The organism is Dyella sp. BiH032, from assembly GCF_031954525.1.
In the GTDB taxonomy this organism is placed as follows: domain Bacteria; phylum Pseudomonadota; class Gammaproteobacteria; order Xanthomonadales; family Rhodanobacteraceae; genus Dyella_D.
The window spans coordinates 1,927,738-1,942,070 of record NZ_CP134867.1; the positions used below are offsets into that span (position 1 = coordinate 1,927,738).

Below are 14,333 nucleotides of genomic sequence, written 5' to 3' on the forward strand. Positions count from 1 at the left end.
GAAAGCCGGGTGAGCGGGCCCTCGGCCGCCGTTACCGGTATAATTCGCCGTTTTTCCTACGCTTGCGGTCCCCAGGCCATGTCCCAGCCGTCCACTCCCAAGATCGGTTTCGTCTCGCTCGGCTGCCCCAAGGCCCTGGTCGATTCCGAGCGCATCCTCACCCAGCTCAAGGTCGAGGGCTACGAGATCGTGCCCAGCTACGACGCGGCGGACGCCGTGGTGGTCAACACCTGCGGCTTCATCGACGCGGCGGTGCAGGAATCGCTCGACGCCATCGGCGAGGCGCTGCACGAGAACGGCAAGGTCATCGTCACCGGTTGCCTGGGCAAGCGCTCGGAGCTGATCCGCGAGGCTTATCCGGATGTGCTGGCGATCACCGGTCCGCAGGACTACGCGAGCGTGATGAGCGCCGTGCATACCGCACTGCCGCCCAAGCGCAATCCCTTGCTGGACATCATCCCGGACACGGGCATCAAGTTGACGCCGAAGCACTACGCGTATCTGAAGATCTCCGAAGGCTGCAATCACCGCTGCAGCTTCTGCATCATCCCGTCGATGCGCGGCGACCTCGTCTCGCGACCGGTCGACGAAGTGCTGGTGGAAGCCGAGCGCCTGGTAAAGGGCGGCGTGAAGGAACTGCTGGTGATCTCGCAGGACACCAGCGCCTACGGCGTGGATCTGAAGTACGCCGAGCGCCAGTGGCGCGACAAGAGCTATCGCACGCGGATGACCGAGCTGTGCGAAGGCCTGTCCGAACTGGGCGTGTGGACGCGCCTGCACTACGTCTACCCGTACCCGCACGTGGACGAGGTGATGCCGCTGATGGCCGAGGGCAAGTTGCTGCCGTACCTGGATATCCCGTTCCAGCACGCCAGCCCGCGTATCCTCAAGCTGATGAAGCGGCCGGGCAACATCGACAAGACGCTGGAGCGCATCCGCAACTGGCGCAAGGCCGTGCCCGAGCTGACCATCCGCAGCACGTTCATCGTCGGCTTCCCGGGCGAGACCGATGAAGAGTTCGAGGAACTGCTGGATTTCCTTCGCGAAGCCGAGCTCGACCGCGTGGGCGCGTTCGCCTATTCGCCGGTGGACGGTGCGAAGGCGAACGAGCTGCCGGGCGCCGTGTCCGAGGAACTCAAGGAAGACCGCCTTGAGCAGTTCATGGCGGTGCAGGCGGAGATTTCGGCGGCCAAGCTGCAGCGCAAGATCGGCCGCACCATCAAGGTGCTGGTCGACGAAGCGGGGCCCGAAGGCGCGGTCGCGCGCTCGGCCGCGGACGCGCCGGAAATCGACGGTGTGGTGCGCATCGCCAACGGCCAGTTGCTGAAGCCGGGCCAGTTCGTCGACGTGACGGTCGAAGCGGCCGACGAGCACGACCTGCACGCGCGCCTCGCCGGCTGAGCCGGTATCGCCATGCGCTACGTCGCGCCGGCGCGTGAAGCGGTCGATCCGGTCGTGTTCGACCGGCCGCCGCTTGCCGCGTGGAGCGACTACGACGCGCTGCTGCGCGGCTCGCGTTGGCCGGAGGTGGCGATGCTCAACAGCCTGCTTCCCGCCGGAAGCCGCGAGCGCTTCGCGGCACAGACGCGCGAACTGCTCGACGACGGCCTGCATTACGAAGAGCGCATCCACGCGCGCGGCGACATCGCCACGCGCGAAGCCAACTGGCATGACCTGTTCAATGCTCTCGCGTGGCTGCGCTATCCCGCGATCAAGCGCGCGCTGAATGCCCAGCAGGCCGCGGAAATCGCGCACATGGGTACGCGCGAGCGCTCCCGGCCGCAGTGCGCGATGACCCATTTCGACGAAGCCGGCGTGCTGGTCGCCATGCGCGATCCGGCACTGCTGGCGCTGTGGGACGCGCACGACTGGCATGGCCTGTTCTGGCGGCGGCGCGATGCCTGGCTGGACGGCTCCATTCGCGTGGAGGTGTTCGGGCACGCCTTGCTGGAACATGCGCTTACGGCCGGCAAACTGCTGGTTGGCAAGGCGCTGGTGTTCGTCTGTGCGACGGAAGCGGAGGCGGCCATGGTTCCGTCGCGCTGCGCGGACGGCGTCGCCGGCGGGGTCTTGCTGCGCGATCCGCTGGAGTTGCGTCCGCTGCCGCTGTCGGGCGTGCCGGGCTGGCATCCGGACAACGGCGACGAGGCATTCCACCGCACGACGGCGTGCTACCAGCCCCTGCGCGAGGGACGCCGCTATCCGCCGCCCGTGTCCTGCGGCACAAGCCTGGCGTCCTGATCTCGCCGGCGATTGCCGGGTCGGGGTCTTCACGGCTATATAGCCCCAGGGGCCAAGCGGGGGCGGCACAGATGAAGGCGAAGGCGTCGAAGCGGCCGCGCGAGCGGCTTCGCCGGCTGGGCGGATGGATGCTGTGGCTGGTCTGCTGGCTGCCTTGGCCGGCTACCGCGGCCGATGCCGCCACGCCGATCCGGTTCGGTATCCTGCCGATCGGCAGCGCGGCCGAGTCCCGCGAACAATGGCGCCCGCTGCTGGCCGACCTGGAAAAGCGACTGGGGCACCCCGTCACCACGGTGTCGGTCAGCAGTTACGCCGGCCTGTCCGGCGCGATCGGCGACCAGCGCGTCGATATCGCCTTCCTTTCCGGGCGGCTCGCCATCGAGGCGGTGCTGCACCAGCAGATGAGCGTATTCGCCCAGTTCGAGCGCAACGACGGCGCCAAGGGCAACGTGGCGATGCTCATCGTGCGCAGCGATGGCCCCATCCACGATCTGAACACCTTGCTCGCGCATCCGGGCCGCTGGCGCTACGCGCGCGGCGAGCCGCTGTCGGTGACCGGCTACGTCGCGCCCGAGGCGGAAGTGTTCGCGCCGCGCGGCCTGAACTCGGACACCTTCTTCGCACGTGTGCGCGTCGGCAATCACCAGAACAACGCCCTGGCGGTGGTCAATGGCGAAGTGGACGTGGCCAGCGGCAACAACCCCGACCTGGACTTGTTCCGCCGCACGTTCCCGGACCAGGCCTCGCAGCTGAAGGTGATTTGGCGCTCCAGCCTGATTCCCTCTGGCGTGCTGGTGATCCGTGAAGGCATGGAGCCGGGCCTGCGCAAGCAGCTGATGGATTTCATGCTCGGCTACGGCAAGAGCAGCGGGCCCGCGGGCGAGCGCGAGCGCGCCAACCTAGCGCGGATTCCCGATCTGGCCGGCTTCGTGCCCGCGACCAGCCTCGTCCTGCGTTCCTTCGCGGACATGGAATACACCTTGCAGCGGCAGCAGGCCCAGCATGGGCGCTGGGTCAGCGACGCTGCGCGCGACGCGCGCCTGCGCCAGGTGGAAGCGGAGCATCGGGAGCTAGTGCGGCAATTGCAGGCGCATTAGGCTGACGCGCCGTGCCGCTCGGGCAGGTGCGGTTCATCCTCGACGCGTAGGGTGGGGAATCACCATGCCACGAGGAGACAACCGCATGACTCATCACCAAGCGCGCCGCCGGGGCGCCTCCATGCGCTGGCTGTTCGCGCTGTCGCTGCTGGGCGCCGCGGCGCTGTCGCCGGCGACCGCCGCCGCCCAGGCCAGCCCGCGGCCGTCGTCCGCACCGCAGCAGTCCGCTCCCCAGCAGTCCGCACCCCAGCAGTCGCCGGCCCCCCAGGCGCAGGCGAGCGGCCCGGAGCTGCCGGCGGCGGATCAGCAGGCGATCAAGAACTACACCCTCAACGAGGACGTGCTGAGCCGCCTGCTCACCGTGACCAAGGAGGCGCGGGCGCAGAACATCCGTCCGCAACCGGCGCCCGATCCTTCCAAAGTGCGCAGCCTGGACGATCTTGCCAACTATGCGGTGGGCAGCGATCCCAAGCTCGGTCCGCTGGTGAAGAAGCAGGGCTTTACGCCTCGCGAGTTCCTGCTGGCCAATCTCGCGCTGATGAATGCGGCGCTCGCGGTGCAGGCGCGCAACGATCCCAACCTGGCCAAGACGATCGACCAGTCGAAGGTGAATGCCGCGAATGTGGCCTTCTTCGAATCGCACCAGCAGCAGATCGCGGCGCAGATGAGCGACGGCGCGAAGTGACGCGCTGCGAGTGAGCCTCCAGGCCGCCATTCCGGCGTACGCCGGGATGGCGGCTGGCGCGCCCGGTCAGTACTCCACCGATACGATCGCGAAACGCGTGCGACCGCCGGGCAGCTCCGCCTCGAATTCGTCGTCCACGCGCTTCTTCAGCACGGCACGGGCCAGTGGCGAGTCCACGCTGATCCAGCCGGCCTTCGCGTCGGTCTCGTCTGGGCCGACGATCCGATAGATCGCCGTGTCTCCGGAATCGACATTCTCCAGCTCGATGCGCGCGCCGAAGAACACCGCCGTGCGGTCGGCCGGCGCGCCCTCGGCCACTTTCAGCGCCGGAATGCGTTTGCTCAGATAGCGCACGCGACGGTCGATCTCGCCGAGTTGCTTCTTGCGATACGTGTACTCGGCGTTCTCCGACCGATCGCCTTCGGCCGCGGCGGCGGCGAGCGCCTTCACCACCTCAGGTCGCAGGGTGTGCCAGAGATGGTCCAGTTCGGCCTTGAGTTTCTCGAAACCCTCGCGGGTGATGATGGCCGTGGAGGAGGGGGAGGGTGGCCGCCAGCGGCTCATCGCGCGTCAGGGGTGTCCAGCAGTTGTCGTTCGAGCGCGAGCAGGTCGCCGCGCAGCGGATGGTCGGGCCAGGCGGCGGTCAACCGGCGCAGCAACACCAGGGCTTCGGCAGGCTGGTTCAAGCGCTGGCCGAGCTGTTGCGCAGCCAGCAGGCCGATGCGGGGCGCCTCGGTAGCGCGTGGCCAGGTCGAAAGATAACCCCGGCAGAGCCTGACCGCGAGACGGCTCATGCCCAGGCGCGCCGCCAGTTCGGCGAGCGGACCCGCGGTTGCCGGGTCGTCGGGCAGGAAGACGGGGTCGATCTCCATGCATTCCTGCACCAGGCCCAGCGCGCGCTTGCCTTCGCCGTGCGCCAGCAGCGAGGCCGTCCAGATCTGGCCGTGCACAAGGAGCGCGTCGTGCAGGCCTTCCTGCCGCAACAGTTGCCGGTAGGCCAAGTGCAGCGCAGCGGGCGCGCTGCGATCCTGCAGCCGGGCCACCAGCATGTCGATGGCTGCACGCGGCTGTTCTTCGGCGCGCTGCCGCACTGCCGCGAGTAGCTGCGTATCGGCGTCCTGACCGCTAGCGGCGACGAGCCGCTCGGCTTCCGGTGCCATGCCGAAACGCTCGTGCCGTTCGTGGATCATGGCGCCCATCAGGTGGAAGCCGAGCACGATCAGATAGGTGTAGGCGAACGCGTAGAGCGGTAATGCCACGATGCGCGGCAGCAGGCCCGAGGCCAGCGATGCCAGCACCACCAGTACGGCCACGGCGAGGTTGATCGCCACGGGGATGAGGTAGGCCAGCCCGAATCCACCGATCACGCGCACGACCTGCGCCGGATTCAGCGCAGCAGCGAGATTGCCCTCGAAGGCCAGCGTCATGTCGATCGCCGGCAGAACCAGCGCCGCTGCGATCAAAACCGGCCAGAGCGCGCCCGGGAAAAACACCGCCGAGAGCAGGCACAGCGCTGCCAGCAGCAGGTGGATCGCGGTCAGCGCCCAGCCAGCCGATTCATTGCCACCCAGGCTCACGTCGGGCGGATCGGCGAAGCCGTTGGCGGTGTGCAGCATGCAATCGGCGGCGTAGCGCCATGTCGCCGCCCACACCATCAGGCTCGCCAGTGTGCCCACCGCGGAAGGCAGCAGGCCGACGTAGTGCGCCAGCGCGAGCCCCACGCAGCTGGCAAGCGCGGCACCGCGCAACGGATAGCCGAAGGCCGCCGGGAGCCGCTGCAGGAACGGCGTGTCGGCGGAAACCGTCGCGACTTTGGGCATGGCGGCGGCTCAGCGCTTGCCGCCGAAGATGCTCCCGAGCACGCCGCGCACGATCTGCTGGCCCAGCCGCGTACCGATGGTGCGCGTGGCGGACTTCGCCATCGTCTCGATCACGCCCTGGCGGCGGCCGTTGCCCAGCAGAACGTCGCGCACGGCATCGCCCCAGCCCGGGCCCTCGGCGCCGGCGGCCGTGCCCTTGCCGGCGGGCTTGGCGTGAGCCGCCTTTTCGCTGGCGCGGGCGGCGAGCATCTCGGCGGCCGATTCGCGGTTCACCGCGTTGTCGTACTTGCCGCCCACCGGCGAGCGCTGGCGCGCGGCCGCGCGTTCGGCCTCCGTGATCGCGCCGATGCGCGAGGTCGGCGAGGTCACCAAGACCTGCTCTACCGGCGACGGCACGCCGCCGTCGCGCAGCGTGGAGGCGAGCGCCTCGCCCACGGCCAGTTTGGTGATCGCATCGGTGACGTCCAGCTTGGGGTTGGGCGCGAACGTCTCGGCCGCGGCCTTGACCGCCTTCTGGTCGCGCGGTGTGAACGCACGCAGCGCGTGCTGCACGCGGTTGCCGAGCTGGCCGAGGATGTTGCCCGGCACGTCGTCGGGGTTCTGCGAGCAGAAGTACACGCCCACGCCCTTGGAACGGATCAGGCGCACCACCTGCTCCACACGCTGCATCAGCGCCGGCGGGGCGTCGTCGAACAGCAGGTGCGCCTCGTCGAAGAAGAACACCATCTTCGGCTGGTCGAGGTCGCCGACTTCGGGCAGCTGTTCGAAGAGCTCGGACAGCAGCCACAGCAGGAAGGTGGAATAGAGGCGCGGCTTGAGAATGAGCTGGTCCGCGGCCAGCACGTTGATCACGCCGCGGCCGCTCATGTCCTGGCGCATCAGGTCGGCCAGTTCCAGCGCCGGTTCGCCGAAGAACTGGTCGGCGCCGTCCTGTTCCAGCTTCAGTACCGCGCGCTGGATGGCGGCGATGCTCTGCGTGCTGATCAGGCCGTACTGAGTGGAGATGTCCTTGGCATTCTCGGCGGCGAAGCCGAGCAGGGCGCGCAGGTCGGCGAGGTCCAGCAGCAGCCAGCCGTTTTCGTCGGCGACCTTGAAGATCACTTCCAGCACGCCTTCCTGGGTGTCGTTCAATTCCAGGATGCGGCCGAGCAGGGTGGGACCCATCTCGCTGATGGTGGCGCGCACGGGATGACCGAGCTTGCCGTAGATGTCCCAGAAGATGACCGGATTGGCCTGCGGCTTCCAGTCGGCGAGGCCGAGCTTGGCGAGGCGCGCCTTGAGCTTGTCGCCCGGCTCACCCGCCGGCATCGACAGGCCGGCCAGGTCGCCCTTCGCGTCCGCCAGGAAGCAGGGCACGCCCAGCCGCGAGAAACCTTCGGCCAGCACCATCAGCGAGACGGATTTGCCGGTGCCGGTGGCGCCGGCGATCATCCCGTGCCGGTTGCCGAAGTGCGGGTCGAGATTGACGCTGGTGCTGTCGTTGCGGCCGATCAGGATGTCAGTCATGGGGGTCCGTCCGAGGTGGGCCGGGCGATTGTAGCCAAGCAGCCGGTGCTGTCGCGCGCTGTGGAAGGATGGGAATTTTTCAGTTGAGCCGGGTGCTTGCGGCGGCTATCGTCGGCACTTTCTCGATGCGAACCACCTCATGCCGGCAAGATTCCCCATTCACGCCCTGCGCCTGGCGCCTCTATTCGCCGCGCTTTCGGCGCTGGCCGGCTGCGCCACTTCCGGCGGCAGCCATGCTGCGCCGACGCCGCAGCTGGATACCTTGTATGGCCAGCTCGATCAGGCCAGCAAGAGCTACGAGATGGCGCTGCAGCAGGCGCGCGAAGGCGATGCGCCAGCCTCGCAGAAGACTTTGTCCGGCGCGCTGGAGCAGCTCAAGCGCGCCTCGGCGCAGTGCGGTGGCGTGGCGGGATGCGATCCGCAGCGTTTCTTCGCGGTCTACGACCGCCTGCTGCGCTTGAAGGACGGCAGTTTCTCGCTCGGCGACGACGTGGAAGTGAGCGGCGAGCAGATGCCGGAGGCTACGGCGGCCGGCAAGACCGGCGCGGCCAGCCTGCCGCAGGCCCAGCGCAGCGTGACGCTGCTGCATGGGCAGAAGCTGTCCGAGCTCATCGCCATGAACGGCCCGGTGAAGGCCGCGCTGGAAATGTGGCTGACGCAGTGGCGCTCCAATCTCATGGACGCCTACGTCAATTACCAATACATGCGTTACCAGATGTGGCCGGCTTACCAAAGCCGCGACCTGCCCGAGGCGATCCTGTTCGGCATCATGGCGAAGGAGTCCGGCGGCAAGGTGCATGCGGTGTCGCGCTCGGGCGCGGCAGGCCCGCTGCAGTTCATGTACGCCACCGGCCTGCGCTTCGGCCTGAACAGCGACGGCGGTTTCGACGAGCGCTTCGACCCGGCCCTGGCCGCGCGCGCGAACGCGGAATACCTCGACGAGCAGCTGGGCATTTTCAACAACAACCTCGAAGTGACCCTCGCTGCATACAACGGCGGCGAGGGACGCATGCGTCGCCTGGTGGGCGACGACACCGCGGTCAGCTTCTACGACCCGCGCATCTACAACCAGCTTTCGCAGGAAACCCGCGACTACGTGCCGGCCGTGCTCGCCGCGGCGTGGCTGTTCCTGCACCCGGACAGCTACAACCTGCGCTTTCCGAAGGTGGACGGCGTACCGGGCAGCATCACGCTGTCGCGACCGGCGTCGCTCAGCGAGCTGACCGTGTGCCTGGGCTCGGCCGGCGGCATGGACAGCGGCTGGTTCCGCACGCTGCGCAATCTCAATCCGCGCGTGGACCCGCAGGTCGCGCTGCCGGCCGGTACGAGGCTGGTGCTGCCGAAGCTGCTGGAGAAGCCCTATGCCGCGCGCTGCACCGACGGGCCGTGGCCGATTCTCGCGAACGACCTGCACACCGCGGTGGTTCCCGTCGTGCCGACGACGCCCGATCCGCCGCCTGCCCGCGTATCCGCCACGGCCAAGTCACGCAGCTACACCGTCAAGCGCGGCGACACGCTGGCTGGCATCGTGCGCAAGCTGGGCTGTTCGGACGTGCAGGAAGTGGCCCAGCTCAATGGCATCCGCCAGCAGCACATCAAGCCGGGGCAGACCCTGAAATTGCCCGCCTGCCGCTGATCCACCTACTCGTCATTCCGACACGGGCCGGAATCCGGTGACGTCGCGCCAGGGTTGTCGCAAGTCCGCCCGGCCGGTGCTCAGTCGCGACGACCGGCCGCCGCGGTTCGCGCTCAGGCCGCGGCGAGGCTGTTGCCGCTCGTCGGCGCTTCGGCCGCGCTGCGGTGGGCCTCCTTCAGGCCGTGCAACACCTTGAGCAGGTGGCGGTGCTGCAGCTGGAGCTTGAGGTGCGGGGAATCCTTGGTCTCGTGGTATGCCACGGCGAGCCACAGCGCGATGCCGCGGATGGCGACCTCCGCGTTGTCCGAACGGGCGCGGGCGTAGCCCACCTCGGTGCCTTCGCCCCATGGCAAGTAGCGCTGGTCGGGCGAGGTGCCATACAAATGCGGGAATTCGCTGCGCGAGGCCTGGCCGATCTCGCGGAGGGTAAGCATGCCCAGCTGGGAGCGGCTGCGGCGGGGAAGGGACTGCACGATGCGCTCGATCTCGCGGAACTGGCGGGCAAGCTGCCGCGTCCGGCTCATGGCGATGATCTGGCTGACGATGCGCATGCGGTTCCTCCTCGTCGCGAATTCGGGATGGCGCGTCCACGCGCCATGAATTCTCAGGAGGATAACCACGCCTTCCGTCATCTTGCGCCAAAAAGGTCACAAAACGACAAAAAGCGTCACTCGAATCGAATTAGCCGAGGCGATGCCCCAGTCGCTGGCCCACGTTCACCACTTGCTGCGGCTGCAGGTCGTCCAGCTCCGCCATGCCTTCCGGCAGCAGCATGATCACGGTCGAACCCATGTTGAAGCGCGCCATCTCGGCGAAGCGCTCCAGCGTAATGTTCTGTCCGGCGAAGGACTTGCGGCGGATCGACGGCGCGTACGGCGGGATCACCAGGCCGTCCCACACGGTGGCCACCGACGACACCAGGATGGCGCCGACCATCACCACCACGAACGGACCGCGTTCGCTCTCGAAGTGACAGACCAGGCGCTCGTTGCGGGCGAACAGGCGCGGAATCGCTTCTACCGCGAACGGCGCCACGCTGAAGATGCGGCCGGGCACGTGGACCGTTTCCTTCAGCGTGCCGGCCAGCGGCATGTGCACGCGGTGGTAGTCGCGCGGCGAGAGATAGATGGTCGCGAAGCGCCCGTTGCGGTACGGGACGGCCGCCGCCTCGTCGCCGAGCAGCTCTGCGGCCGTGTATTCCTGCCCCTTGGCCTGGAAAATGCGCCCGTCGACGATGCGCCCGGCCTGGCTGATGCGGCCATCGGCCGGGCTGATCAGCGCGGCAGGATCCGGATCGGCGCGGCGCGCGTCATGGCGCAGCTTGCGGGTGAAGAAGGCATTGAAATGCTGGTACGCGAGCGGGTCGGTCTGCACCGCCTGGCTCATGTCCACCTGGTAGCGGCGCACGATCTGCCCGATCAGGAAGTTCTTCCACGGTGCGAAAGTCCAGCGCGTTGCCCAATAGACCACCCGGGACAGCGCGCGGTGGGGAAGGATGTATTGCAGGAGGACGTTGAAGGTCATCCGGCGAGTATATCGGTCAGGCCGGCCTTTCCCGCCAGCGGGGGGCCGGAAGGGAGCGGGGCCAGCGGCTATACTTGCCGGCCCTCCCGACGCAGAACCCTGGCCGCCGTGACCGCCGAACTCGCCTCCATCATCGACTTCATCCGCTATGGCGCGAGCCGGTTCTCGGCCGCGGGCCTGACCTTCGGGCATAGCCACGACAACCCGATCGACGAGGCCACCCACCTGGTGCTGGCCAGCCTGCATCTGCCGCCGGACATCCCGCCGGCCTACGGCGCCGGCAAGCTCACCGCCGACGAGCGCGAGCGCGTGCTCGGCCTGATCGAGCGCCGCGTCAACGAGCGCCTGCCGGTGGCCTACCTGGTCGGCGAAACCTGGTTCGCCGGCCTGAAGTTCAAGAGCGACCGCCGCGCGCTGGTGCCGCGTTCGCCGATCGCCGAACTGATCGAATCCGGCTTCCAGCCCTGGATGGAGCACCGCCACGTCGAGCGTGCGCTGGACCTGTGCACCGGTTCGGGCTGCATCGGCATCGCCATGGCCGAGTACAACCCGGACTGGCAGGTCGATATCGTCGACATCAGCGACGAAGCGCTCTCGCTGGCGCGCGAGAACATCGCGTTCCAGCACGTCGAGGGCCGCGTCGAGGCGATCAAGTCCGACCTGTTCGCGGGCGTGAAGGGCCGCCGCTACGACCTGATCGTGTCCAATCCGCCGTACGTCACCGAGGACGAATACGCCGCGCTGCCGGGCGAATACAGCCACGAGCCCAAGCTAGGCCTGACCTCCGGCGAAGACGGCCTGGACATCTGCCTGCGCATCCTGGACGAAGCCGCCGATCACCTGACCGAGGACGGCCTGCTGATCGTCGAGGTGGGCGAGAGCGAGCATGCGCTGGCCGCGTTGCTGCCCGAAGTCCCGTTCGTGTGGATCGAGTTCAAGGTCGGCGCGATGGGTGTGTTCGCGCTGGAGCGCCGCGATCTGCTGGCGCATGCCGACGCCATCCGCGCAGCGGCGGTGGCGCGCCGCGTCTGACGGCGTGGAACTGCAGACCCCGCGCCTGACGCTCGACGCGCTCCGCTCCGGCGACGCGGACGCGCTGTTCGCCTATCGCGGCGATCCTGTCGTGTCGCGCTACCAGGGGTGGCAGCCGGTCTCGCGGGATGAGGCGGCGGACTGGATCGCCGCGCTGGCGGCCGAGCCGGTACCCGGGCGCTGGTGGCAGCGGGCCATCCGTCTGCGCGAGAGCGGCGAGCTGATCGGCGACCTGGGCCTGAGCCTGCCCGAGGACGAGAAGGGCAGCGTCGAGTTCGGCGTCACCCTCGCGCCGGCACACCAGGGGCGGGGTTATGCGGGCGAAGCCGTGCGTACGGCCCTGGGCTGGGCGTTTGCGCGCGGCGCCAACCGCGCGACGGCGTCGGTCGACCCGCGCAATACGGCCTGCGTGGCGCTGCTGTGCTCCCTGGGCATGCGGCAGGAGGCCCATTTCCGCGAGAGCTACTGGCTGCGCAGCGAATGGGCGGACGACCTGGTGTTCGCCCTGCTGGCGCGGGAATGGGACCCGGGGGCGCGCACGGGTTAAGCTTGGCCGGTTCGTCTCCGCCAAAGCCCGCCCCGTGTCCAGCAATTCCTTCGGCAAGATCTTCACCGTCACCACCTTCGGCGAAAGCCACGGCCCGGCCATCGGCTGCGTGATCGATGGCTGTCCGCCGGGCCTGGCCATCGCCGAAGACGATTTCCGCGCGGACCTCGACCGCCGCGCCACCGGCAAGAACCGGCATACCTCGCAGCGGCGCGAGGCCGACGAGGTGGAAATCCTCTCCGGCGTCTACGAAGGCCGCACCACCGGCACGCCGATCGCGCTGCTGATCCGCAACACCGATCAGCGCAGCAAGGACTACGGCGACATCGCCGCCACGTTCCGCCCCGGCCACGCCGACTACACCTATTGGCAGAAGTACGGCATCCGCGATCCGCGCGGCGGTGGGCGTTCGTCGGCGCGCGAGACCACCATGCGCGTCGCCGCGGCAGTGATCGCCAAGAAATGGCTGGCCGAACGCCATGGCGTGCGGGTGCGCGGTTATCTCGCGCAGCTGGGCGAGATCGCTCCCGACGGCTTCGATTGGGAGGCGGTCGAGCAGAACCCGTTCTTCTGGCCGCATGCACCGCAGGTGCCGCAGCTGGAGAAAGCGATGGACGCGCTGCGCAAGTCCGGCGATTCGGTCGGCGCGCGCGTCAACGTGGTGGCCGAGGGCGTGCCGCCGGGCTGGGGCGAGCCGATCTACGGCAAGCTGGACGGCGACCTTGCCGCCGCGATGATGTCGATCAACGCGGTGAAAGGCGTGGAGATCGGCGATGGTTTTGCCGCCGTCGCGCAGCGCGGCAGCCAGCATCGCGACGAGATGAGCATGGCCGGATTCGCGTCCAACCATGCCGGCGGCATTCTCGGCGGCATCAGCACGGGCCAGGCCGTGACGGCTTCGATCGCGCTGAAACCGACGTCCAGCATCCTGATTCCCGGCCACAGCGTGAACCTGGCCGGCGAAGCGGTCGAAGTGGTGACCAAGGGCCGCCACGACCCCTGCGTCGGCATCCGCGCCACGCCGATCGCCGAGGCCATGATGGCCCTGGTACTGATGGACCATGCCTTGCGCCATCGCGCCCAGTGCGGCGACGTGGGCGAGGTGTCGCCCCGCTTGCCCTGAGCGCCGGCGCGGCACGAGGTCGCGGCGCGCCACGTATTTCCGGTTGGAATCGATGATCGCAAGACAGAAAGTGTGGGTGTCGCGCCCCTTGTTCCCCGACGTGCTGGCGCGACTGTCCGAATATCTGGAGGTGCAGGCCGAGGCGGTGGAGCGCAAGCACACGCCCGAGCAGCTGCGCGAATACCTGGCGGGCGTCGACGCCGCGATCATCAGTCTGGCCGACCCGGTGGATGCCGGCGTGGTGGACGGCAACCGACGCTTGCGTGTGATCGCCAACCTCGCCGTCGGCTACAACAACCTCGACGTGCCGGCGCTGACGAGGGCTGGCATCCTCGCCTGCAACACGCCCGACGTGCTCAATGAGACCGTGGCCGACTACGCATGGGCACTGATGCTCGGCGCCGCTCGCCGCGCGAATGCCGCCGAGCGCTGGCTGCGCGCGGGGCACTGGCACGGCGGCATGCGCTTCGACGACTGGCTGGGCGTGGACGTCCACGGCAAGACCTTGGGCATCCTGGGCATGGGCCGGATCGGTCAGGCGATCGCCCGGCGCGGCGCCGGCTTCGACATGCGCGTGCTGTACCACAACCGCTCGCGCCTGCCTGAGCCGGTGGAGCGCGAATGCCGCGCGACCCTGGTCGGCAAGGACGAGTTGCTGCGCCGGGCCGATCATCTGGTCCTGGTGTTGCCGTACTCCCGCGAGAACCACCATGCCATCGGCGCCCCCGAGCTGGCCCTGATGAAGCGCTCGGCGGTGCTGGTGAACGTGGCCCGCGGCGGCATCGTGGACGACGCCGCGCTCGCCGCGGCGCTGCGCGAAGGCCGGTTGGCGGCGGCCGGCCTGGACGTGTTCGAGGGCGAGCCGGCGCTGCATCCGGACCTGCTGGGCCTCGACAATGTCCTGCTCAGCCCGCACATTGCCAGCGCCAGCGAAGACACCCGCCGTGCCATGGCGGACCTGGCAGCGGATAATGTGCTGGCTGCGCTGGGCCACGGACCCCGCGCCGGGCAGCCCCCGGCGCCCCTCAACCCTGAAGTGATGAAACGCTGGCCATAAGCGTGATGCCATTCACGCCCAGGCAGATCGCGTATTGTTTTGCAGGCTACCCCGGCTAGATTTCC

14 protein-coding genes are annotated in these 14,333 nt (G+C 68.5%); 9 read left to right on the forward strand and 5 right to left on the reverse strand.

Annotated features, from left to right (window positions below):
- Window positions 1-78: 78 nt before the first annotated feature.
- From rimO to RKE25_RS08540, 4 genes are all read left to right on the forward strand, one after another.
- Window positions 79-1,401 (forward strand): 30S ribosomal protein S12 methylthiotransferase RimO, encoded by a 1,323-nt coding sequence (gene rimO / locus RKE25_RS08525; protein ID WP_311841810.1) that lies wholly within the window; start codon window positions 79-81, stop codon window positions 1,399-1,401.
- 12 nt (window positions 1,402-1,413) lie between these two features.
- On the forward strand, window positions 1,414-2,241 hold the full coding sequence (locus RKE25_RS08530) for a DUF3025 domain-containing protein (protein WP_311841811.1): 828 nt from the start codon (window positions 1,414-1,416) through the stop codon (window positions 2,239-2,241).
- A 71-nt stretch (window positions 2,242-2,312) separates the two neighbouring features.
- Complete coding sequence (gene phnD, locus RKE25_RS08535; RefSeq protein ID WP_311841812.1) at window positions 2,313-3,338, forward strand: phosphate/phosphite/phosphonate ABC transporter substrate-binding protein; 1,026 nt, start codon at window positions 2,313-2,315, stop codon at window positions 3,336-3,338.
- A gap of 85 nt (window positions 3,339-3,423) precedes the next feature.
- Complete coding sequence (locus RKE25_RS08540; RefSeq protein ID WP_311841813.1) at window positions 3,424-4,023, forward strand: hypothetical protein; 600 nt, start codon at window positions 3,424-3,426, stop codon at window positions 4,021-4,023.
- A gap of 66 nt (window positions 4,024-4,089) precedes the next feature.
- Here the strand turns inward: RKE25_RS08540 and greB are convergent, their stop codons facing one another.
- Genes greB through RKE25_RS08555 form a run of 3 tightly spaced genes read right to left on the reverse strand, consistent with a single transcriptional unit; the run spans window position 4,090 to window position 7,349 of the window.
- On the reverse strand, window positions 4,090-4,587 hold the full coding sequence (gene greB, locus RKE25_RS08545) for a transcription elongation factor GreB (RefSeq protein WP_311841814.1): 498 nt from the start codon (window positions 4,585-4,587) through the stop codon (window positions 4,090-4,092).
- Window positions 4,584-5,843 (reverse strand): hypothetical protein, encoded by a 1,260-nt coding sequence (locus RKE25_RS08550; RefSeq protein ID WP_311841815.1) that lies wholly within the window; start codon window positions 5,841-5,843, stop codon window positions 4,584-4,586. Before RKE25_RS08550 ends, greB begins: the two co-directional genes overlap by 4 nt.
- 9 nt (window positions 5,844-5,852) lie before the next feature.
- Complete coding sequence (locus RKE25_RS08555) at window positions 5,853-7,349, reverse strand: helicase HerA-like domain-containing protein (RefSeq protein ID WP_311841816.1); 1,497 nt, start codon at window positions 7,347-7,349, stop codon at window positions 5,853-5,855.
- Between the two features lie 139 nt (window positions 7,350-7,488).
- On the opposite strand from RKE25_RS08555, the gene RKE25_RS08560 reads away from it, so the two are divergent.
- Window positions 7,489-8,985, forward strand: coding sequence for a transglycosylase SLT domain-containing protein (locus RKE25_RS08560; protein WP_311841817.1), 1,497 nt, complete (start codon window positions 7,489-7,491; stop codon window positions 8,983-8,985).
- A 113-nt stretch (window positions 8,986-9,098) separates the two neighbouring features.
- Here the strand turns inward: RKE25_RS08560 and RKE25_RS08565 are convergent, their stop codons facing one another.
- Complete coding sequence (locus RKE25_RS08565) at window positions 9,099-9,536, reverse strand: hypothetical protein (protein WP_311841818.1); 438 nt, start codon at window positions 9,534-9,536, stop codon at window positions 9,099-9,101.
- A 130-nt stretch (window positions 9,537-9,666) separates the two neighbouring features.
- Window positions 9,667-10,509, reverse strand: coding sequence for an archaetidylserine decarboxylase (gene asd, locus RKE25_RS08570; protein WP_311841819.1), 843 nt, complete (start codon window positions 10,507-10,509; stop codon window positions 9,667-9,669).
- 108 nt (window positions 10,510-10,617) lie between these two features.
- On the opposite strand from asd, the gene prmB reads away from it, so the two are divergent.
- From prmB to RKE25_RS08590, 4 genes are read left to right on the forward strand one after another with little or no spacing between them, the layout of a single operon-like run.
- Window positions 10,618-11,541, forward strand: coding sequence for a 50S ribosomal protein L3 N(5)-glutamine methyltransferase (prmB, locus tag RKE25_RS08575; protein WP_311841820.1), 924 nt, complete (start codon window positions 10,618-10,620; stop codon window positions 11,539-11,541).
- The gene (locus RKE25_RS08580) at window positions 11,498-12,088 is read left to right on the forward strand and encodes a GNAT family protein (RefSeq protein ID WP_311841821.1); all 591 of its coding nucleotides are present in this window, start codon (window positions 11,498-11,500) and stop codon (window positions 12,086-12,088) included. Before prmB ends, RKE25_RS08580 begins: the two co-directional genes overlap by 44 nt.
- A 34-nt stretch (window positions 12,089-12,122) precedes the next feature.
- Window positions 12,123-13,211, forward strand: coding sequence for a chorismate synthase (gene aroC / locus RKE25_RS08585; protein WP_311841822.1), 1,089 nt, complete (start codon window positions 12,123-12,125; stop codon window positions 13,209-13,211).
- Between the two features lie 52 nt (window positions 13,212-13,263).
- On the forward strand, window positions 13,264-14,268 hold the full coding sequence (locus tag RKE25_RS08590; RefSeq protein ID WP_311841823.1) for a D-glycerate dehydrogenase: 1,005 nt from the start codon (window positions 13,264-13,266) through the stop codon (window positions 14,266-14,268).
- The last annotated feature ends 65 nt before the right edge of the window (window positions 14,269-14,333 follow it).